We start from the raw sequence: 19,813 nt of genomic DNA, 5'->3' as shown, positions 1-19,813 counted from the left end.
GTGTCAGCCCCGACGCCGTGCCAGCCATGCGGCCACACGTTCGTTCAGCTCTTCCTGCAAGGTCTCGTCTTCGATCTCCTGAACCGCCTCGGCGATGAACGCGATGGTCATCATGTCCTCGGCCGCGCCGCGCGGCACGCCACGGGCCCGCAGATAGAACAGGCTGTCCTCGTCGATCGCGCCCGAGGTCGAGCCGTGCGAACAGGCCACATCATCGGCGTAGATCTCAAGCTCGGGCTTGGCGAGGAACTGGCTGTCGTCGTCCAGCAGCAGCGACTGGCTGATCTGGTAGCCATCGGTTTTCTGCGCGCCTTCCTTGACAAGGATCTTGCCCTGGAACACGCCGACCGCACCGTTGCGCAGCACCTTTTTGAACACCTGACGGGATTCACAGTTCACCGCATCATGGGTGATGAACACCGTGTCATCGTGGTGGAACGCGCCGTCGCCCATGCAGGCACCTGCCACGTGGGCCACCGCATCGTCGCCCGTGAACTCGATGATCGCCTCGTTGCGCGTCAGCACACCGTTCACCGTCAACGTAAAGCTCTTGAACGTGCTTTCCGCGCCCAGACGGGTAAAGGTATGCGTCACCGCGCGGCGGTCGTGGTCACGGCCCTGCGCCCGCACATGATGGAGCGCCCCGCCATCGGCGATATCCGCCTCCATCACGTGGTTGAACCGCGCCGCCGCCGCCCCGTTTTCGAGGATCGTCAGCTCGGCACCGGCATCGACCTTGACCACATGGTGCAGGATCGCGTCGGAACGTGCGTCCTTGTGCACATAGTTGATGTGCAACGGCTTCGACGCCTTGCCTGTGACGTGGATCAGCAGACCATCGCTGGCAAAGGCGGTGTTCAGCGCTGCCAGCGGACGGTTGACCGGGGTCTGGCCGTTGCTCTCCAGAACGCCGTAGATGTCCTTGGCCCAGTGGATGTCGCTCGCATCCGCGAGACGTTCGATGGTCACACCCTCGATCGCCAGATCATCAGACGCCTCGGCATCAAAGACACCGTCGACAAAGACCACTTCGACCCGGTCCCGCGCGCCAAAGATGGGGGCCTCATGGGCCTCCATCGCCGCCGCCTCGGGGGCATCGACAGACACCAGCGCATCGGGGCGGGTGTACTTCCAGTATTCATCACGCGCGGTGGGCAAGCCCATGGCCTGCACGCGGGACAGCGCATCACGGCGCGCCGCCTCGGCCCAGCCGCCTTCGGGCAGGGTCAAAGCGTTCAAACGCGCGTCGGTTGCATCCTGTTTTGCTTTGGGCAGCGACATTTACGCCTCCTCTGCCAACAGATCGGCATAGCCGTTGTTTTCAACTTCCAACGCCAGCTCGGGGCCGCCGGTTTTGATGATGCGACCGTTTGCCATGATGTGCACAACATCGGGTTTGATGTGGTCCAGCAGGCGTTGGTAGTGGGTGATCACAAGGAAGGACCGGCCTTCCTCACGCAGGGCATTCACACCGTCCGACACCAGTTTCATCGCATCGACATCCAGACCGGAGTCTGTCTCGTCAAGGATGCACATTTTCGGCTCCAGCATAGCCATCTGCAGGATTTCGTTACGCTTTTTCTCACCACCGGAGAAGCCCACGTTCACGGGACGCTTCAGCATCTCGGCATCGATTTTCAGCGATTTCGCTTTCTCGCGGATCTCTTTGAGGAAGTCGGCTGCGGACAGTTCTTCCTCGCCACGCGCTTTGCGCTGTGCGTTCACTGCCGTGCGCAGGAAGGTCATGTTACCGACACCGGGGATCTCTACCGGATACTGGAAGGCAAGGAACAGGCCAGCGGCGGCGCGCTCTTCCACTTCCATCTCGAGGATGTCCTCACCCAGAAGCGTCGCGGACCCATCCGTGACCTCATAGCCGTCGCGGCCGGACAGAACATAGGACAACGTCGATTTACCGGACCCGTTTGGGCCCATGATGGCATGCACCTTGCCCGGCTCGACCTTCAGATCGACGCCTTTGAGGATTTGCTTGTCCTCTTCTTCCAGCTTTACGTGCAGGTTTTTGATTTCCAACATAGTTCTCTTCCTTCTTGTTCGATGTGCCAGCAGCGCGTCAGGGGTTTTGCATCAGCTTGATGACCCACATCAGCCGCTCCGGCGGGATGGGACGGGGCGTGACGCACCAATGCGCCATGCGCCCGATGATTTCGGGTTGGCCGAGGATCTCCTCGACCTTGTGATAGTGTTTGCGTTGCACATAATCGTCGAAGAACAGCGTAACAGGGGCCTTCGACATAAAGGCGCAGGCCAGCGCACAGCCCTGCCGGAACCGCCCGTCCACCAGAACCACATCGGGCTGACGGAAATGCGGCTCTCCCCAGACCTCCAACGGATAGCGGGCAAAGCGTTTCCATTCCGTATGGTCGACCGGATGGCCCCATTGCTTGGTGGCTCCGATGTCGGACCAGATGATGTCGACCTCACTGCCCTGCGCGGGTGGGTGGCTGTCGAACCATTGCCGCATCATCTGCGCCCAGGCACGGTCGGATTCCACGCTAAAGACCGTCTTGCCCGCCATTTCAGCGGCCATGACGGTGGACCCACCGGAGCCGTACTCTAGGATCACATCGGCCGCCTCATAAGCGGCGCGCAAAGCGCGACCTTCGGCCTCTGGAAAGGTAAGTTCGGGGCGTTGCAGAGTCTGGGTCATGCCACCCTCCGCCACGGCCCGCGTGTCAGATCAGCGCGCCGATCCCCAAAACAGTGGCCGCCAGAACAAGTCCCCCTGCCCCCGCCAGAACGGGCAACCGCAGATGGGTCCGTTGCGGCTCGGGCTCCAACGCCTCGTCCGCAAGCATCGCCTCGCGCAGACACACCTCTTGTTCGCGCTGGATTTCCCAGCTCTCCAAGGCATCCTGCCCGGACAAAGTCACGGAATTGGTCATAACGACATCCACGTTGAAACGCGCCCCCACGCAAGGCCACATTACGCCGCAAAAGTGGCGCAATTGTGGCTTTGACAAAGGATTTTCCGAAAACCGACAAGATTTCGTCCCGTTTCACTGAATCGTAGGTGTTTTTTCGTTAGCCCAACACCACAGCGGTGCCAGATGCCGATACCATCAGCATGTTGTTGATGACTTCGTAATCCAGATCGACACCCACAACCGCATTGGCCCCAAGCGCCGTGGCGCGCTGTTCCAGCTCGGCCAAGGCGGTCTCCCGCGCCTCGCCCAGCGATGCCTCATATGCACCGGACCGGCCGCCAAGAATGTCGGTGATGCCGGCAAAGACATCGCGGAATACATTGGCGCCAAGAATGGCCTCGCCCACCACGATGCCCTTGTAGTCGGCAATCTGGTAGCCTTCGACGCTCGGTGTGGTTGTCACGATCATGATGTCATCCTTTCGCAGTCTCCGGCGGGTCGGCCCGCCCTGTAAGGCTTGGATACCGGCGGCGATGCCAGCGCACCGCCGCACCGGATAAGCGCGTCAGGTCACGTAGGTCGGGGCTTCGCGCCCCGACTTAGCCCACCGACCCTTCGAGAGAGATGGCAACAAGCTGCTGCGCTTCCATCGCAAATTCCATCGGCAGCGCCTGCAGAACCTCGCGGCAGAAACCGTTGACCACCAAGGCCACCGCTTCTTCCTCGTCCATGCCGCGCTGACGGCAATAGAACAGCTGGTCGTCATCCACCTTCGACGTGGTCGCCTCGTGCTCACACCGGCTCGAGTTGTTCTTCACCTCGATATAGGGAACCGTGTGCGCCCCGCATTTGTCACCGATCAGCAGCGAGTCACACTGCGTGTAGTTGCGCGAGTTCTTCGCCTTCGGGTGCATCGACACCAGACCACGGTAGGTGTTCTGCGCCACACCGGCAGAGATGCCCTTGGACACGATGCGCGACTTGGTATCCTTGCCCAGGTGGATCATCTTGGTGCCGGTGTCCGCCTGCTGGTGGTTGTTGGCAATCGCGATCGAATAGAACTCGCCTTGCGATTCATTGCCGCGCAGGATGCAGGACGGATACTTCCACGTCACAGCCGATCCGGTTTCCACCTGCGTCCACATCACTTTGGCCCGGTCGCCGCGGCAATCGGCGCGCTTGGTCACGAAGTTGTAGATGCCGCCCTTGCCGTTTTCATCCCCGGGGAACCAGTTCTGAACGGTGGAATATTTCACCTCGGCGTCTTCTTCGACGATGATCTCGACGACAGCCGCGTGAAGCTGCGCAGTATCGCGCTGCGGCGCGGTGCAACCTTCAAGGTAAGAGACATAGCTCCCCTTGTCCGCGATGATCAGAGTGCGTTCGAACTGGCCGGTGTTCTCCGCGTTAATGCGGAAATAGGTCGACAGCTCCATGGGGCAGCGCACCCCCGGCGGCACGTAGACAAACGAGCCGTCCGAGAACACCGCCGAGTTCAGCGTCGCATAAAAGTTATCCGACTGCGGAACCACAGACCCGAGGTATTTCTTCACCAGCTCGGGATGCTCCCGGATCGCCTCCGAGATCGAACAAAAAATCACACCCGCCTTCTTCAGCTCCGCCTGAAAGGTCGTGCCAACAGAGACGGAATCAAACACCGCATCCACGGCCACCTTGCGGCCCTCGGAGGGCGCATTCTCGGCCCCCTCGACACCGGCAAGGATCATCTGCTCTTTCAGCGGAATGCCCAGCTTTTCATATGTCGCCAGCAGTTTGGGGTCCACCTCGTCCAGCGACTTGGGCTTTTGCGTCATGCTTTTGGGGCGCGCGTAGTAATATTGCTCCTGAAAGTCGATCTCGGGGTAGTCGACCATCGCCCAGCTCGGCTCTTCCATCTTTGACCAACGTTCAAAGGCCTGCAGACGCCATTCGGTCATCCACTCGGGCTCTTCGTTCTTCTCCGAGATCAACCGGACAATATCGGGGTTCACGCCCTTGGGCGCATATTCCATCTCGATCTCGGTATCCCAGCCGTATTTATAGGTGGACACCTGCTTGACCGCGTCGACGGTTTCCTGATCGACACCTTCTTTGACATTGACGTCTTCTATCACGGACATGTTCATTTCCTCTCTCATGCGGCCCGCGCGCGGAACCGCTGGTATTTCTTCCGCCACGCTTCAACAAAGCGCGACACATCCTCTTCGGTACTGTCCAGCCCCAGGCTCACCCGAATGGCCGAACTGGCGACATCATCGCCAAATCCCATGGCACGCAGCACGCGGCTGGCGCGCACCTTGCCCGACGAACAGGCCGACCCTGCACTCACGGCAAACCCCGCCAGATCCATCTGCATCACCTGCGTCTCACCCTTCCATCCAGGAACGGCAAAACAACTCGTGTTGGGCAGACGGCGCGCCTCTTTGCCGATGAAAATAGTGTCTTGTGCGACGGCTGCAATCTCATTTTCTAGAATGTTTCTAAATTTCTCGATCTCGGCCCAACGCCCCGACGTCACATCGGCCAAAGCCGCCTCGGCCGCCGCGCCAAACCCTGCAATCCCGACAACATTCTCGGTGCCGGACCGGCGCCCCATCTCCTGACCGCCGCCACGCAGAATCGCTTGCGGGTCTTCAGCGGTAAAATTGATCAACGCCCCGACCCCCTTGGGCCCCCCGAATTTATGCGCCGACAAAATCGCATAGGACGGCGTTTCCGCCCCATAATCCACCGGCACCTTGCCCGCCATCTGCGTGATATCACACAGCGCGGACACCGCAGGCGCACCCCCAAACAAGCCATCACCACTGCCAACCACAAGACCGTCCGGCATCATCACGCCGGTTTCGCTATTGGCCGCCGATACAGCCAGCAAAGCGGCCCGTGGCCGCCCCGCCTGCTCAGCGATCCAGCCAGCCACCTCGCCGACCCCGGCACCAAGCGCGCCATCCGTCCCGTGGATCGCCGGCAACGCCGCCTCGCTCCAGCTGTGGACGGCGTCATGCTCGGTCTCCAATGCGGCAAACACACCCCCGTGCTGCGCCTTCTGCGCCACGGCCAAGGCCGCCGCCTCCGTCGCAGAGCCGGTAAAGACCACCTGATTGACCTTGCACCCCACCAGCGCCGCCACCTGCGCCCGGGCATGCTCGACCAGCATCTTGGCCGCACGCCCTTCCGCATGCACTGACGACGGGTTGCCAATCACATCCATCGCCGACATCATCGCGGCTCGCGCTTCCACGCGCAGCGGCGTTGTCGCGTTATGATCCAGATAGACCCGTGTCACAGCCTTTTCCCATCAACCAAAAGCGCGCCTTTGCTTTTTCTTGGCGCAAATACCTCGGGGGACGCCCGCAGGGCGGGGGGCAGCGCCCCCATTGCCCTCAATCTTCGTCTTCCACCACATCAAACAGGGCCGGAACCGCCGGACAGGGCACCAAGCCGGCCTCGACCACATCCGACAGGCGGGTCTGGTGCAAAAACACGTAGACATGCGCGGAAAGCGACTGCCACAGCCGGTTCGACAGCGATTGCGCCTTTGACCCGGACAACCCGCCAGAGGCCCCCGCCCCCTTGTGCATCGCGTCCACCGTTTCATCGACCGCCGCCAGAACATCCACCACCCGGATCTCGGCCGCAGGCCGCGCCAGACGGTAGCCGCCACCGGGCCCGCGCACCGATTCCACCAGCCCCGCACGCCGCAGCTTGACGAAAAGCTGCTCCAGATAGGGCAGCGACAGACTCTGACGTTTGGACACATCGCCCAGCGTCACCAGCGTCTCGCTGGGTTGCAGCGCGATATCGACCAGCGCGACCATCGCATAACGCCCCTTAGTGCTCAGCTTCATCTGTCTTCTCCTAACTCAGGGGCATCCATCCAAGATGCATTCCGGCCACGTTCGCCAATCCGCGCAGCACTCACAGGCGCAGGGCAATTGACGTTGCGCGCCTGATTGCCTATCTGCATCCAAGCCCGTTCCGGCCCCACGGCCTCTTTGGAACGTTTCTAAGTTGGCTGAGTGAAGTTGTCAAGTTTCTCCGGCCCGCAACGCAGCGCCGCTTCCGGCGCATCAGATCAGGAGCCCGCGCGCACACATGCCCGAGGTCATTTTTCCCGGACCCGAAGGTCGTCTCGAAGGCCGCTACCACCCGCAAAAAGACCGCGACGCGCCCATCGCCATCGTGTTGCACCCCCATCCGCAGTTTGGCGGGACCATGAACAACAAGGTGGTCTACAACCTGCACTACGCCTTTTATAACATGGGCTTCACCGTGCTGCGGTTCAATTTCCGCGGTGTCGGCCGCAGCCAGGGCGAATACGATCAGGGTGTGGGCGAACTGTCGGATGCGGCATCGGCGCTTGATTACCTGCAGTCGATGAACCAGAACTCGAAACACTGCTGGGTGGCCGGTTTCTCTTTCGGTGCCTGGATTGGCATGCAGCTTCTGATGCGCCGACCCGAGATTACGGGCTTCGTCTCGGTCTCGCCGCCTGCGAACATGTACGATTTCTCGTTCCTTGCCCCCTGCCCTTCTTCGGGTCTGGTGATCAACGGCGCCGCCGACCGCGTGGCCCCGCCTGCCGACACCCGTACGCTGGTCAACAAACTGCACGAACAAAAGGGCATCACGATCACCCATCAGGAGATCGAAGGCTCCGGTCACTTCTTTGAAGAGCCGCACATGGACACGATGATCGATTCTGTCACCGGCTACGTCAAACGTCGCCTGACGGAAAACTCCCGCTAACCCGGAGCCACGCCGATGTCTGTCGTCGACGACCTTGCCGATAAACTCGCTCAGGATGTCATCAAGGCGATGGACGCTTTGGGGGATGAGAACCTGCCCGATCAGGTGGCCAATGTGCTGGGGGCTTCGTCCCCCTCCTCCGAAGAAGTCTTTCGCGCGGCGGTGCGTATCCGCCTCGCGGAACGCCGCGCCCGCACTTTCCTCACCGACCACGTCCAACAGGCGCTGGAGGCCAAAAAGCGCGGCGAGGCCATTCCCACCGCCCTTGCCCCCGGCAGCGACAACGAAAACCTATGACCTTGCCGGCCGCTGTCACCGACCGGCTGGATCGTCAGATGGCCTTTCTGACAGAGGCCGACAAGCTCAAGAGCGTGCTGCGCCATAACGTGCTGATGGATCTGTCCCGCGCGGAAAACGTGGCCGAACATTCTTGGCACGTCGCGCTTTGGGCCATTGTCCTTGCCCCCGATATGCCCGCCGGTTGCGATCTGGCCCGCGCCATCGCCATGCTGCTGATCCATGACATTGTCGAAATCGACGCGGGCGATCATTCGGTCGCAGTGGCCTATGATCCCGACGAGATTGCGGCCAAGGAACAGGCCGCCGCCGCGCGGCTGTTCCCGCTTCTGCCGCCCGATCAGGCCAAGATGGTCGACAGCCTGTGGCGAGAGTTCGAGGCCATCCAGACCCCCACCGCTGTTTACGCCAAACGCATCGACCACATGCAGCCGATCCTGCAGGTCTTTCTGGCGCCGTCATGGCACAACGGCCACCCCGAGATCGCGGGCCACACCCTAACCCAAGGCCGCGCAAAGCGCATGGCGCAGGACTGGCCGGAACTTGACCGGATCGCACGCAGCCTGATGCGGGGCGAGACACCGCCCGACAGCGATCTGATGCGCCGCCTTCGCTTTCTGGCCGAGGCGGACCGTCTGAAATCCGTCACCCGCGCGACCCGTGTGCTGTCCGGCGCACGCCACGAGAACAGCGCCGAACACAGCTGGCATGTGGCCTTATATGCGCTTTTGCTGGGCGAGCACGCGAAACGCCCCGTTCGAACCGACCGCGTTGTGCAAATGCTGATCCTGCATGATCTGGTCGAGATCGACGCCGGCGACGCCCCTGTGTTCGGCACCTCGGACGCTGCCGCCACTCAGGACGCGGAACAAGCCGCCGCAGACAGGCTATTCGGCCTCTTGCCCCCTGCCGAAGGCACGCGGCTGCGCGCCCTCTGGCAAGAGTTCGAGGACAACCAGAGCGCGGATGCCAATTTTGCCAAATCGCTGGACCGCTTCAATCCGCCCAACCTGAACATCGCGGCGGGCGGCGGGTCGTGGGTGGATTACCGCGTGGACCGCGCCCGCTTTGACAGCGCCGTCGGTGCCAAGATCGAGGCCGGCGCGCCCATCTTATGGCAGTGGATCGCGCCGCGCGCCCATGCGATGATCGACCGCCTTCAAGCTGAACAGGCCTAACCGTCAGGCCGCTTCGCGTTCTGCCTGCATCTCGCGCAGGACACGGCCATAGCCCCCGTTCGTCAGAAAATCCGTCTCGGCTGCAGTGTTGTGACGGCCAAGCGCTGCGTTGCGATAGGGAAAGCGCCCGAAGCGTCGGATCACCTCGCGGTGGACCTGCGCATGCAACAGGTTCGACGCGCCGGTTTGCGGCATGCGTTCCTTCATCAGCCGCACACAGCGGTCCTGATCGCACAGGTTCTCCGAATGCATCATCGGCAGGTAGAAAAACTGCCGTGCCGGCTCATCGATCTTGAGATCCCAGCCGCGATGCACCGCCTGTTTGGCCGCTGCCAGCCCGATCTGGTCCGAGGCGAACGCCCTTGCCTGATCGCGGAACATGTTGCGTGAAAACTGATCCGCCAGAATGATATAGGCCAGAGTGCCCGCAGGATAGGTCAGCCACAGGCCAAACCGGCCCTGCATCATCCCCTCCCACGTGGTGCCGAACCGCGCGCGGATTGTGTCATCCAGCGCCGCATCCTGCTTGTACCACCCCTCTGGGCCGGTATCGTCCAACCAGAATGCCAGTATTTCCTCTGGCGAAGCCATGTCACCCTCCTTCACGGTGCACCGTATGTAACGTTACGGTAACCATAGGTGGGCGAAGCTGCCCAATCACGAATTCTGTCAATTTCTGACAGCGGACCGGGCAGCTATCCAAGCGCGCAAACGACACGTGTCCTGCGCTTACTCCTCTTCTTCTTCCTCGCTCTGCTCGATGAAATATTCCTGCGCGGCTTCGACCGCGATCAACGAGCCTTGCGGCGCCAATGGGGCGTAGGCGCCCGTATCCTCGACCGACGGTGCGGGGCGTTGTGTCATACGATACAGTGCGTAGACCGACACCAGTGCCAGCAACCCCGCAATCAGGGCAAAGAACGCCCAAGGGGCCACAAGCTGCATCAGGTAGCCGATAATCAGCGGACCGGCGATCGCCCCCACCCCGTTGATGAACAACAGTCCCGCCGAGGCTGCGGCCATATCCTCGACATCCATCAGATCGTTGGTGTAGGCGATCAGCAGCGAATACAACGGGTTGGAACAGCCGCCGATAACAAACGCCATGCTGGCGATCATGCCAAAACTGCCCGATGCAATCGCCACACAAGAGGCCGCAGCGCCCACGGCAGCCACCACAGTGATCAAGCCACGACGGTCCACGCGGTCAGAAATCCAGCCCAGCGGGTACTGCATGACCAAGGCGCCCACGTAAAACGCGGAGATAAAGATGGAAATCTGGCTCAGCGTCATGCCCGCCTCGGTGGCGTAGACCGCCGCCATACCGAATTGCGCCGCAAACACCCCGCCCAGCAGGAAGATACCGACCATGCCCAAAGGCGAGATGCCGTAGAGCTCTTTCAACGTCATCCGTTTCGTCGACTCAAACGCTGGCGTGGGCGAGATCGACAACAGGATCGGCGCGAAGGAGATCGAAACCAGCACAGACGGGATGATAAACAGCAAAAAACCCGAGGCATCCGGCACCAGCAGCAACCCCTGCGCCGCAATAATCCCCGCCATCTGCACGATCATGTAAGCAGACAATGTCTGCCCGCGTGTATCATTCGAGGCGGTGTTGTTCAGCCAGCTTTCCGCCGTGACGTAAACGCCGCAGAAACAAAAACCCAGAACAAAGCGCCCCAGAACCCACGCCGCCGGATGCTGCAGCGCGGGAAACAGGATCAGCACGGCCGAGATAAACGATCCCAGCGCCGCAAAGACCCGCACATGGCCCACACGCCGGATCATCGCCGGTGCCATGCGCGACGCGAACAAAAAGCCTGCGAAATAGGCCGACATGATGATCGACATGGTGCCCGCCGAAAAGCCCGCATCGGCCCCGCGCACACCCAGCAAAGACCCCTGCAGACCGTTGCCGACCATCAAAAACAGCATGCCCAGCAGCAATGCCCATGAATTTCCCAATACGCCCAGCATGCTGTGCTCCTTTGTCGGTCCGGCGGTCTGTTGTCGGTGCGCAGTGCCCGTGATGGACCACTGCCAATTGGCCTGTAGCGACCTTTGACACGATTCTATGTCGTTTTACGAACAAGTCCTGCTTTGCCGCGCGCACGCGGTGCAACCATCCGCCTATCGCGGTGGGAACAGCAAGGACGCGTCCCCGTAAGAGAAAAAGCGATAGTCCTGCGCGATAGCGTGGTCGTAAATCGCGCGGATGCGGTTTTGGCCCATCAGCGCCGACACCAACATCATCAGCGTGGATTTCGGCAAATGAAAGTTCGTCATCAACGCGTCTGCCACGTTGAAGGTAAAGCCCGGGTAAATGAAGATATCGGTCACGTCTTTGAACGGCGCGATGTCACCGCCACGGGCGGCGGTCTCGATCAGGCGCAAGGCGGTGGTGCCCACCGGAATGACCCGCCCGCCTGCCGCGCGGGTTTGCGCGATCTCGGCGGCGGCCTGCGGCGTCACCTCGCCCCATTCACCGTGCATTTTGTGGGTCGTCACGTCCTCGACCTTCACCGGCAGGAAGGTGCCTGCGCCGACGTGCAGGGTCACATGGGTGAATTCCACCCCCATCCGAGCAAGCCCGTCCAGAACGTCCTTGTCAAAATGCAGTGACGCCGTTGGGGCCGCCACGGCCCCGCTGTTGCGCGCCCAGACCGTTTGGTAGTCCTCGTGGTCCTGCGCATCCGCCGGGCGTTTCGCCGCAATATAAGGAGGCAAGGGCATGGCCCCTGCCGCATTCAACGCCGCGTCGAAATCGTCGCCGTCCAGATTGAACCGCAAGAGCGCCTGACCATCTTCTTTGGACACAAGCTCGGCTCTGAGATCATCGGAGAACCTCAAGCTTTCCCCCTCGCGCACTTTTTTGAGCGGCTTCAAAAGCGCGGCCCAGCTCCCATCCGCGCGCGGCTCCAACAGGGTCACATCAATCTGCGCCACGGTCTCGCCCTGTTCGGAGGTGCGGTGGCGCTGGCCGGTCAGACGCGCGGGAATAACTTTTGTATCGTTGAGCACCAGACGGTCGCCGGGCCGCAGCCATTTGTGCAGATCGAAGACACGGGCATCGGTGATGGCATCGCCTTCGGCCACCAGCAGTCGCGCCGAAGACCGCGGTTTGGCGGGGCGGGTCGCGATCAGCCGCTCAGGCAGATCAAAGTCGAAGTCATCAAGCTTCATCAGTGTAACCTTTTGATATCACTGGGACAGGTCAGGGGGCGGACGGCGGAAAATGTCGCGGAACATGCCGGGGGTCAAGGCCGAAAGCGGGTTGACCGACACACGCGGCTCGGCCACCGTGCCGCGCAAGTTGAAGTTGAAACCGATCAAGCCTTCGCCCTTGCGCGCAAACAGCCGCCCCACCGCGTTGACGACGTAGATCGGCGACAGAACGCCCTGCATGTCCATCGCGCCATTGGCCAGATTGTAATAGCCATCCAGCGAAATCCCCATCGACGGACCCACGGCGCTGCTTTCAGAAATGATGACCTGAGTTGGGGTCAGGCGAAAGCGGGCGTCGACCTCGGAAAAGAAGATCCCCGGCCCGTTCAACTGGTCCAATATGCCCACCACGGAAATCGCATCCAGCAGGGAGGCGATGGCAGGTGCTTTTTGCAGGCGCGCGCCGTTGACCTCCAGATAGCCGTCAAAACTGCCGGCCTGGCCACGCACTGGCGCAAGATCAAGGTCAAAGGTCCCGTCCTGCACGGTTTTCAACAGCCCCGCCGCCTTAAGGATATCGCCCGCATCACGGCCTTTGATCTGGAACGCGCTGCCGCCGTTTTGCGGCACCACGCGACCTTCGATCTTGGCCTTGCCGGACAGGCTGCCGGTAAAGTTCCCCTCCAGCCCGCGCGAAAGATCAAAGGTGCCGCGAAAACCGTAGACCTCGATGTTGTTGGTGACCTGCAAGCGGTCCAACGCCAATGTCAGCGGCCCGCCCCCGCCAGAGCTGCCGCCGCCCCCACCGCCGCTGGCCCCGAATGGCGCGCTGCGCAAATCGGCCCGGCCCGACGTGATCTCGACCGCGGGCGCGGCATTGGCGCCACGACCGCGCAAGACCCCCGCCACATCCAGCCAGTCCGCGATTTTCAGTTCGGACAGGGTCAGCCGGTCAAAGGCCCCGCCCGCCGTCAGCGCCAAGGTCCCTCGCGCCCGCAATCCGGCCCCGTCCAGCGCGATCCGGTCGACGCTGACAGGCTGCGTCAGACGGCCCGAGATTTCGAACTGTCCGGTGGTGTTGCGCGACAATCCCCAACCGATCTGCGGCAGGGACAGGGCAATTCCGGCAAGATTGCTTGTCAGCTTGAACGCAGGCGCAGCCCCTGCTGCCAGATCAACCGTCAGCTTGCCGGTGCCCGCACCGCTCAACATGCCCTGCGGCAGTTTGATGCCCAGTCGGGCCAGCGTGTCCGGCGTGACGGAGACATCCGCCACCACCTGCGATCCCCCGCCAAAGGTCTGCCGCCAGCGACCACTGGCGGGGACACCCGACAGGGTCACATCTCCCGTCAGGGTCAGCGACCGACTGTCCAGCGCCAGATCAAGCTCATCAGCGGCCAAGGGTTTTCCCGGCACGATCTTGGCGCTTTGGACATCGCGCAGACGCCCTGTCAGCGCCAGATCCACATCCGCAAAGGTCAGCCCTTTCTGCAACGGCAGCGTGACGCGCCCGGACACGTCTGCGGTGCCCGAGGCCAGCGTTGCATCCCGCCCTGCCCGCCGCAGAACGCGCCACTGATCGTTGTCCACATAGGCCAGAATGGCCGACAGCGGCCCCTGCGCCTTGACGGCCAGCTGTCCGGTGGCAGGCCGCGCGCGCAGATCGGGGATGGTGAAGGTCGAACCATCCAGCGCAACCGCGCCCGCCTCTGCCATATCCACCACGCCACGATCGAGCCGCAGGCCAAGCCGGTGGTCATAGATCGTCAGCCGTCCCGAGGCCGCGCTGACTTGCGGCAGATCGGGGGCGTATTGCACCCGCCCGTTGTCAAAGCTCAGGTCCAGAAACGTATCCGGCTTGGCCTGCCCCGCCGCCATCCGCAACGCAAAGGTCCCATCGCGCACGTCTCCGGCCAGCAGGTTGTTCATCACCCACTCCCGCGCGCGCGGCCCCACCGTCGCAGGCCAGAACGACCGAACTTGGGCCGCCGTGGTGCGCGCCACGCGGGTATCCAGCGCAAGCGCCCATCCGTCCTGATCCGCACCGGCCCAACCGCTGAGGCGCACGGGAAACGCAGGATCGGTGATCCGCAGCGACCCCAGATCCACGCGGAACGGATCCAGCGACAGGCGAAACGCCGTCTCTGCCCCGGACAGAACGATGGGGCGGTCCATGACGGTCCCTTGCGCCAAGGCGATGTCGCCCACGGTAAACTGTGCGGTCAACGCATCGGGCCAGCCGCGCGGAGACATGTCGATCTGTGTCACCCCGGACGCCCGCACCCGCAGGACAGACGACAGGACCTCTATCTCGTTGAACCGCAGGGTGCTCTCGGACGGATCATAGCTGAAACCGGTGCGGGCAAGTCGAAAACGGATCGGTTCCGCCCCTTGTGTGGGTTGCAGCACGCCCGGACCGATGTCCAGACTGGCCTGCATCTGCCCCAACGTGCCGTCCTGCGCAAAGGACGACGACAAAGAACCGGAAATCGGCGCCTCCAAGGCATCCAGCCACGCCAGAGCCGGGCTTTGCGTGGCGATATCGACAGAGAAGACATTGTCCAAGGCCACGGAGAAGGAAAATCCGTTCTCGCCAATCCGGCTTTGGGCATCCAGCGTGGCGGTGGCAACGCCGGTGCCGCCCGACAACAGCGCCACATCGCTGTTTACACGCAACATGTCCCCCTCGCGGGTCAGGGACAAACGCCCGCCGTCTGCGGTCCAGCCGCGACGGGCGCGCAGGTCCTCGTAGCGGATCGTCAGAGCCTCGGCCTCGAACCGGTCGAGCATTGACAGGCGGGTGTCCTGGGCCAAGGCATCCACCTGCGCGATGATGTCCGCCAGTTCCGGCACCTGCGTGCCAGAGCCGAAAGCATCCCCCAAAGCCAGTCCAAGCCGCCCTTCGCCATCGCGGCGCACCGTGACAAAAGCCCCCGAGACGCGTGCGAATTTCAACGCCCATTCCCGATCCAGCAAAGACACCGGCGCAATGCCCGCCTCCACATCGCCAAGTTGGACCGCGATCACCCCTTGATCGTTGCGCACGGTCACATCCCACAAGATGATCCGCGCCAGCCAGTCGTCTTCGATGCGCAGCCCCATGCGGCCAAACGTGACCGTCAGTCCCGGCAGGCTTTCGGCGATCCGCGTCTCGATCCGGTCGCGCAGCCAAAGCGGTGCCGACACCTCGCGCCCGACCATCGCCCATAGGCCAACCGCCACCATACCGCAGACCGCCAGAACGCAGCCCAATCCCCAAAGCACGATCTTGCGACGGCGTGGGATGCGGGTTTTCTGCTGTGCCTGCGGTTCACTCACTGGAAGCCTGCGCTCGCTGCGTTATTCTTGGGGTTCAAACGGCTTTGCCGTGAAGCATAGAGCAAATCAAGCGAGGTTCATACGCATGAGCGAACAGACGCCTTTCGAGGCCCCCGCCTTCACCCTTCCGGCCACCAATGGCGAGGCTTCCAGCGCCGCACTGGCGGGCAAACCCTATGTGCTGTTCTTTTATCCGCGCGATGACACCTCGGGCTGTACCAAGGAAAACATCGAATTTACGGAACTGCTGCCGGAGTTCGAAAAGGCAGGCATCGCGGTTTACGGGATATCCAAAGACACGCTCGCCAGTCATGAGAAATTCATGACCAAGAAAGAGCTCACCGTCCCGTTGATCTCTGATGCCGAGGGCGATCTTTCCGAACGCTATGGCGTGTTCAAAGAAAAGAAGATGTACGGCAAGACCTTCATGGGCATCGAGCGGTCGACCTTTCTGGTGGATGGCTCCGGTCAGGTCGTGCGCGCTTGGCGCAAGGTCAAGGTGCCCGGTCACGCGGCCGAGGTGCTGGAGGCCGCGCGCGCCCTATGATCTGGCGGCGCGGTGGACACCCCTCTGCCGCGCCCGTTGCCTGCGATATTGCCATTTGCCCCTGCGCCGTGGCACATCGCCACCATGATGACGCTTTGCCAAATGGCGGTGGATGTTCTGACCACCGCGGACGGTCGCGAAAAGACCGCCAAATCCCGAGACTACGCCGCGCAGTGGTTCGCGGCGCGCGACGCCGGCACGCCGATCGAGATCGGCGCGGCCAAGCCGCCGTTGCGTCCCGCGCGACCTGAAAAGCCCGAGCTTCTGAACCCGCGCGATGTGCCCAAACGCAAACCCGGCAGCCCGCAAGGCCGGATCGCCCTGCTGCACGCCGTGGCCCATATCGAGCTGAATGCCGTGGATTTGCATTGGGATATTATTCCGCGCTTTGCCCATATCAAGATGCCCATTGGCTTTTACGATGACTGGGTCAAATCCGCCGACGAGGAAAGCAAACACTTCAATCTGATGTGTGACTGTCTTGAAGAGCTGGGCAGCCACTATGGCGCGTTGCCGGCGCATGCGGGCATGTGGCGCGCCGCAGAGGACACCATCGATGATTTCATGGGCCGCCTTGCCGTCGTGCCCATGGTGCTGGAGGCGCGCGGGCTGGATGTCACGCCGGGCATGATTGACATCTTCCGCAAGGCCGATGCGACCTCTGCCGTCTCCGCGCTGGAGACGATCTACGCCGAAGAGGTCGGCCATGTGGCCTACGGGTCAAAGTGGTTCCACTTTCTGTGCGGGCGCCATGACGAAGACCCAAAAGACGCCTTTCACAGCCTCGTCCGCAAGTATTTCAAGGGCAACCTCAAGCCGCCCTTTAACGAGGAAAAGCGCGCCGAAGCCGGTCTGCCGCCGGACTTTTACTGGCCGTTAACCTGACTTATCCCGAAGCGAAGCCCTTGAATCCGCAGCAAATGGGCAAAATACCGCCCATTTGGCCGCTTCTCGCCCATCGACCGTCGGGTAAGGTCCAAAAATGTTGCACCAACTGCCCCACGCCGGTAAGCCCTTCCCTTGAAGCCGGGTTGGGGGACCTTTGGCTCGGAACGGGGACAACAAAGGGACGGTCAGGGTGCGAACACGTCTGGCAATAAAAACACATGCAATTCTCGAACGCTTCTTTCCGGAGCGTCGACTTTTCCTCCGATCAGATACCGACACGCGGTTTATCCGCCTGAAATCCGGCACACAGGCCGTGGGTTTCACAGGCGCGGTGCTTCTGATCTCTTGGACAACAATCGCCACCGCCATTTTGCTGATGGATTCCATCGGCGCCGGTAACTTCCGCGAACAGGCGAAGCGCGAACAGATCACCTATCAGCAACGGCTCAATGCCCTGTCCGGCGAACGCGACAGCCGCGCCGCAGAAGCCGTGGCCGCGCAGGACCGGTTCAACGCCGCGCTGAAACAGATCTCGGCCATGCAAAGCGAACTGCTGGATTCCGAGACCCGCCGCCGCGAGCTGGAAACCGGCATTGACGTGATCCAGACCACGCTGCGCGACACGATGAAAGAACGCGAGGAGGTTGCCGACCAACTGGCCAACCTGACCGAGCAGGTCGAAGGCGGTGTCGCCCTCGCCGGTGCCGCACAAGACGACGGCACAATGGACATCCTGTCCGATGCACTGGCCCGCACCGCTGCCGAACGCGACCGCGTTGTGGCAGACGCACAGGCCGCTCTGGTCCGCGCCGCTGAAATGCAGGCCGAGATCGAGCAGATGCAGGACAAGAACGACACCATCTTCCGCCAGCTCGAAGACGCGATGACCGTTTCGGTCAAACCGCTCGACAAAATGTTTGAAAAGGCCGGCATGGACCCCGACCGTATCCTGAGCCAGGTGCGCAAGGGATATTCCGGTCAGGGTGGCCCGATGGCGCCGCTGTCCTTTTCCACCCGTGGGGACGCGCCTTCGGCAGACACCCTGCGCGCCAACCGTATCCTGAACCAGATGGACCGGCTGAACCTGTATCGCATCGCGGCACAAAAGGCGCCCTTTGCCTCGCCGCTGAAGGATCCGTTCCGCTTCACCTCGGGCTTTGGTTACCGCTGGGGTCGCCTGCACGCTGGCACCGATTTTGCCGCGCCGCATGGCACACCGATCTACTCTACCGCCGATGGTGTGGTCGTTCACGCCGGTTGGTCCTCGGGCTATGGCCGTTTGGTCAAGGTCCAGCACGAATTCGGCATCGAGACGCGGTACGCGCATATGTCGAAAATTCGCGTTCAGGTCGGCCAAAGGGTCTCGCGCGGGCAGCGTATCGGTGATATGGGAAACACTGGACGATCGACCGGGACCCACCTGCACTACGAGGTCCGCGTCGGCGGAAAACCTGTCAATCCGATGACTTATATCAAGGCTGCGAACGATGTTTTCTAAGAGCAAAATCAACGAACCCGGTCCCGGCGGCGACACTGCTGCAAAGCCGTCCGTGCCCGAATCCCCGAAACCGTCCGCAGGCGATTTCAAACCTTCCGCGCCCAAGGCAAAGCCGCCGGCGTCGATCCTGTCGGCTGATCTGCACATCACCGGCAACATCAAGACCACCGGCGACGTTCAGGTCGAAGGCACCGTGGAAGGCGACATTCGCGCCCACCTGCTGACCATCGGCGAAAGCGCAACCATCAAGGGTGAAGTCATCGCGGATGACGTCGTCATCAATGGCCGCATTGTTGGCCGCGTCCGTGGCCTGAAGGTCCGCCTGACCGCCACCGCGCGCGTCGAAGGTGACATTATCCACAAGACCATCGCCATCGAATCCGGCGCCCATTTCGAGGGGTCGGTTCAGCGTCAGGACGATCCCCTGAACGGTGGCAAGGCGCGCGCAGCCGCCGCAGGTGCCGTCGCGGCAGACCCTGCTCAGGGATAACCCCTTCCCCATCACGCACATGACAAAGCCGCCCTTCCGGGGCGGCTTTTTGCATTAGGTGGCACAGATCAGGCTTCCAGTTCTGCATCCCAATACAGGAAATCCATCCAGCTTTCGTGTAAGTGGTTGGGCGGAAAGCGGCGGCCCATGTTCATCAACTCACCCGCTGTGGGCTGACGCGGCACCTTGCGTAGGGACAGCCCGGAATGGCGTAGGCTTTTGGATCCTTTGCGAAGGTTACAGGGCGCGCAGGCGGCGACGACGTTTTCCCAACTGGTGATCCCGCCGCGCGCACGGGGGATCACATGGTCAAAAGTCAGATCCGATTTGGTCCCGCAGTACTGGCAGCGGAATTCGTCCCTCAGAAATAAATTAAAGCGCGTGAAGGCCACGCGCTTTTGAGGTTTTACGAAATCTTTCAGGACGACCACACTGGGTATGCGTATCTCCATACTGGGACTGCGGACCACTTCGTCATATTCCGCAACAATGTCCACGCGGTCGAGAAAGGACGCTTTGACCGCTTCCTGCCAGGTCCACAAGCTCAGCGGATAATACGACAGCGGCCGATAATCCGCATTCAACACCAGCGCCGGATGCTGACGCAAGGCGCCTTGTTCTCTTACGAAGTTTGTCCTGAAATCGCCGTCCATGGGTGACTCGTCCTTCGCCCTGTCTGCTTCTGCCCGAAACACCAGAGCGGGAGCACCCCGCCCCAGCCTATGCAACCACTATATCTCGGGGATCACCCATGGCAAGCCTGACATATAAAGTGGTTGGTCAATGGCGTAA

The 19,813-nt window shown here is 61.9% G+C and carries 20 protein-coding genes; 7 read left to right on the top strand and 13 right to left on the bottom strand.

Annotated elements, in window-relative coordinates:
- Positions 1–3 precede the first annotated feature (3 nt).
- The 8 genes from ACN5AZ_RS00650 to ACN5AZ_RS00615 all read right to left on the bottom strand — a co-directional run bounded on the left by ACN5AZ_RS00650 (position 4) and on the right by ACN5AZ_RS00615 (position 6,736).
- Positions 4–1,281 carry a SufB/SufD family protein gene (locus ACN5AZ_RS00650; protein WP_419426916.1) on the bottom strand — a complete coding sequence of 426 codons (1,278 nt, stop codon included), beginning with the start codon at positions 1,279–1,281 and terminating at the stop codon, positions 4–6.
- A complete protein-coding gene (sufC, locus tag ACN5AZ_RS00645) occupies positions 1,282–2,037 on the bottom strand; it encodes a Fe-S cluster assembly ATPase SufC (RefSeq protein WP_419426915.1) in 756 nt (251 codons plus the stop codon).
- A 37-nt stretch (positions 2,038–2,074) separates the two neighbouring features.
- Positions 2,075–2,671 carry a hypothetical protein gene (locus ACN5AZ_RS00640; RefSeq protein ID WP_419426914.1) on the bottom strand — a complete coding sequence of 199 codons (597 nt, stop codon included), beginning with the start codon at positions 2,669–2,671 and terminating at the stop codon, positions 2,075–2,077.
- Positions 2,672–2,696: 25 nt separating this feature from the next.
- Positions 2,697–2,906, bottom strand: a complete 210-nt coding sequence (locus ACN5AZ_RS00635) for a hypothetical protein (RefSeq protein ID WP_419426913.1) — start codon at positions 2,904–2,906, stop codon at positions 2,697–2,699.
- A 139-nt stretch (positions 2,907–3,045) separates the two neighbouring features.
- Entirely contained in the window at positions 3,046–3,357 is a 312-nt protein-coding gene (locus tag ACN5AZ_RS00630; protein WP_419426912.1) for a heavy metal-binding domain-containing protein, read from the bottom strand.
- 130 nt (positions 3,358–3,487) lie between these two features.
- Positions 3,488–5,008, bottom strand: coding sequence for a Fe-S cluster assembly protein SufB (gene sufB, locus ACN5AZ_RS00625; protein WP_419426911.1), 1,521 nt, complete (start codon positions 5,006–5,008; stop codon positions 3,488–3,490).
- Between the two features lie 14 nt (positions 5,009–5,022).
- Positions 5,023–6,174, bottom strand: a complete 1,152-nt coding sequence (locus ACN5AZ_RS00620) for a cysteine desulfurase family protein (RefSeq protein WP_419426910.1) — start codon at positions 6,172–6,174, stop codon at positions 5,023–5,025.
- Between the two features lie 97 nt (positions 6,175–6,271).
- Positions 6,272–6,736: an Rrf2 family transcriptional regulator gene (locus ACN5AZ_RS00615; protein WP_419426909.1), complete on the bottom strand. Its 465-nt coding sequence runs from the start codon at positions 6,734–6,736 to the stop codon at positions 6,272–6,274.
- A 247-nt stretch (positions 6,737–6,983) separates the two neighbouring features.
- Between ACN5AZ_RS00615 and ACN5AZ_RS00610 the strand changes: the two genes are divergently transcribed.
- From ACN5AZ_RS00610 to ACN5AZ_RS00600, 3 genes are read left to right on the top strand one after another with little or no spacing between them, the layout of a single operon-like run.
- The gene (locus tag ACN5AZ_RS00610; protein ID WP_419426908.1) at positions 6,984–7,637 is read left to right on the top strand and encodes an alpha/beta hydrolase; all 654 of its coding nucleotides are present in this window, start codon (positions 6,984–6,986) and stop codon (positions 7,635–7,637) included.
- 15 nt (positions 7,638–7,652) lie between these two features.
- Positions 7,653–7,934, top strand: coding sequence for a hypothetical protein (locus tag ACN5AZ_RS00605; RefSeq protein WP_419426907.1), 282 nt, complete (start codon positions 7,653–7,655; stop codon positions 7,932–7,934).
- Positions 7,931–9,112, top strand: coding sequence for an HD domain-containing protein (locus ACN5AZ_RS00600; RefSeq protein WP_419426906.1), 1,182 nt, complete (start codon positions 7,931–7,933; stop codon positions 9,110–9,112). The genes ACN5AZ_RS00605 and ACN5AZ_RS00600 overlap by 4 nt, the downstream gene beginning before the upstream one ends.
- Positions 9,113–9,115: 3 nt before the next feature.
- Here ACN5AZ_RS00600 and ACN5AZ_RS00595 read toward each other — a convergent pair whose 3' ends face one another.
- The 4 genes from ACN5AZ_RS00595 to ACN5AZ_RS00580 all read right to left on the bottom strand — a co-directional run bounded on the left by ACN5AZ_RS00595 (position 9,116) and on the right by ACN5AZ_RS00580 (position 15,598).
- Positions 9,116–9,703, bottom strand: coding sequence for a DUF924 family protein (locus tag ACN5AZ_RS00595; protein WP_419426905.1), 588 nt, complete (start codon positions 9,701–9,703; stop codon positions 9,116–9,118).
- Positions 9,704–9,841: 138 nt separating this feature from the next.
- Positions 9,842–11,092: an MFS transporter gene (locus ACN5AZ_RS00590; protein ID WP_419426904.1), complete on the bottom strand. Its 1,251-nt coding sequence runs from the start codon at positions 11,090–11,092 to the stop codon at positions 9,842–9,844.
- 153 nt (positions 11,093–11,245) lie between these two features.
- Complete coding sequence (gene queA, locus ACN5AZ_RS00585) at positions 11,246–12,298, bottom strand: tRNA preQ1(34) S-adenosylmethionine ribosyltransferase-isomerase QueA (RefSeq protein WP_419426903.1); 1,053 nt, start codon at positions 12,296–12,298, stop codon at positions 11,246–11,248.
- A gap of 18 nt (positions 12,299–12,316) precedes the next feature.
- A complete protein-coding gene (locus ACN5AZ_RS00580; RefSeq protein WP_419426902.1) occupies positions 12,317–15,598 on the bottom strand; it encodes a DUF3971 domain-containing protein in 3,282 nt (1,093 codons plus the stop codon).
- 85 nt (positions 15,599–15,683) lie between these two features.
- On the opposite strand from ACN5AZ_RS00580, the gene ACN5AZ_RS00575 reads away from it, so the two are divergent.
- The 4 genes from ACN5AZ_RS00575 (at position 15,684) to ACN5AZ_RS00560 (ending at position 19,021) form a co-directional block, all read left to right on the top strand.
- The gene (locus ACN5AZ_RS00575; protein WP_419426901.1) at positions 15,684–16,145 is read left to right on the top strand and encodes a peroxiredoxin; all 462 of its coding nucleotides are present in this window, start codon (positions 15,684–15,686) and stop codon (positions 16,143–16,145) included.
- A gap of 84 nt (positions 16,146–16,229) precedes the next feature.
- Entirely contained in the window at positions 16,230–17,030 is an 801-nt protein-coding gene (locus ACN5AZ_RS00570; RefSeq protein ID WP_419426900.1) for a ferritin-like domain-containing protein, read from the top strand.
- A gap of 193 nt (positions 17,031–17,223) precedes the next feature.
- On the top strand, positions 17,224–18,531 hold the full coding sequence (locus tag ACN5AZ_RS00565) for a DUF5930 domain-containing protein (protein WP_419426899.1): 1,308 nt from the start codon (positions 17,224–17,226) through the stop codon (positions 18,529–18,531).
- Complete coding sequence (locus ACN5AZ_RS00560) at positions 18,521–19,021, top strand: bactofilin family protein (protein ID WP_419426898.1); 501 nt, start codon at positions 18,521–18,523, stop codon at positions 19,019–19,021. The genes ACN5AZ_RS00565 and ACN5AZ_RS00560 overlap by 11 nt, the downstream gene beginning before the upstream one ends.
- A 68-nt stretch (positions 19,022–19,089) precedes the next feature.
- Here ACN5AZ_RS00560 and ACN5AZ_RS00555 read toward each other — a convergent pair whose 3' ends face one another.
- Positions 19,090–19,674 carry an HNH endonuclease gene (locus ACN5AZ_RS00555; RefSeq protein ID WP_419426897.1) on the bottom strand — a complete coding sequence of 195 codons (585 nt, stop codon included), beginning with the start codon at positions 19,672–19,674 and terminating at the stop codon, positions 19,090–19,092.
- Positions 19,675–19,813: the final 139 nt, after the last annotated feature.

It is taken from the genome of Sagittula sp. SSi028 (assembly GCF_048553715.1).
GTDB lineage: Bacteria > Pseudomonadota > Alphaproteobacteria > Rhodobacterales > Rhodobacteraceae > Sagittula.
The sequence above is the reverse complement of the archived record's forward strand: the minus strand, read 5'-3'. Positions and strand labels throughout refer to the sequence as shown.

What these genes read in the sequence shown, in the direction of transcription:
- ACN5AZ_RS00615 (WP_419426909.1), bottom strand. Translation starts at nt 6,736, where the DNA reads ATGAAGCTGAGCACTAAGGGGCGTTATGCGATGGTCGCGCTGGTCGAT.
- sufC (WP_419426915.1), bottom strand. Translation starts at nt 2,037, where the DNA reads ATGTTGGAAATCAAAAACCTGCACGTAAAGCTGGAAGAAGAGGACAAG.
- ACN5AZ_RS00640 (WP_419426914.1), bottom strand. Translation starts at nt 2,671, where the DNA reads ATGACCCAGACTCTGCAACGCCCCGAACTTACCTTTCCAGAGGCCGAA.
- queA (WP_419426903.1), bottom strand. Translation starts at nt 12,298, where the DNA reads ATGAAGCTTGATGACTTCGACTTTGATCTGCCTGAGCGGCTGATCGCG.
- sufB (WP_419426911.1), bottom strand. Translation starts at nt 5,008, where the DNA reads ATGTCCGTGATAGAAGACGTCAATGTCAAAGAAGGTGTCGATCAGGAA.
- ACN5AZ_RS00575 (WP_419426901.1), top strand. Translation starts at nt 15,684, where the DNA reads ATGAGCGAACAGACGCCTTTCGAGGCCCCCGCCTTCACCCTTCCGGCC.
- ACN5AZ_RS00635 (WP_419426913.1), bottom strand. Translation starts at nt 2,906, where the DNA reads ATGACCAATTCCGTGACTTTGTCCGGGCAGGATGCCTTGGAGAGCTGG.
- ACN5AZ_RS00570 (WP_419426900.1), top strand. Translation starts at nt 16,230, where the DNA reads ATGATGACGCTTTGCCAAATGGCGGTGGATGTTCTGACCACCGCGGAC.
- ACN5AZ_RS00605 (WP_419426907.1), top strand. Translation starts at nt 7,653, where the DNA reads ATGTCTGTCGTCGACGACCTTGCCGATAAACTCGCTCAGGATGTCATC.
- ACN5AZ_RS00610 (WP_419426908.1), top strand. Translation starts at nt 6,984, where the DNA reads ATGCCCGAGGTCATTTTTCCCGGACCCGAAGGTCGTCTCGAAGGCCGC.
- ACN5AZ_RS00590 (WP_419426904.1), bottom strand. Translation starts at nt 11,092, where the DNA reads ATGCTGGGCGTATTGGGAAATTCATGGGCATTGCTGCTGGGCATGCTG.
- ACN5AZ_RS00560 (WP_419426898.1), top strand. Translation starts at nt 18,521, where the DNA reads ATGTTTTCTAAGAGCAAAATCAACGAACCCGGTCCCGGCGGCGACACT.
- ACN5AZ_RS00630 (WP_419426912.1), bottom strand. Translation starts at nt 3,357, where the DNA reads ATGATCGTGACAACCACACCGAGCGTCGAAGGCTACCAGATTGCCGAC.
- ACN5AZ_RS00650 (WP_419426916.1), bottom strand. Translation starts at nt 1,281, where the DNA reads ATGTCGCTGCCCAAAGCAAAACAGGATGCAACCGACGCGCGTTTGAAC.
- ACN5AZ_RS00555 (WP_419426897.1), bottom strand. Translation starts at nt 19,674, where the DNA reads ATGGACGGCGATTTCAGGACAAACTTCGTAAGAGAACAAGGCGCCTTG.
- ACN5AZ_RS00600 (WP_419426906.1), top strand. Translation starts at nt 7,931, where the DNA reads ATGACCTTGCCGGCCGCTGTCACCGACCGGCTGGATCGTCAGATGGCC.
- ACN5AZ_RS00595 (WP_419426905.1), bottom strand. Translation starts at nt 9,703, where the DNA reads ATGGCTTCGCCAGAGGAAATACTGGCATTCTGGTTGGACGATACCGGC.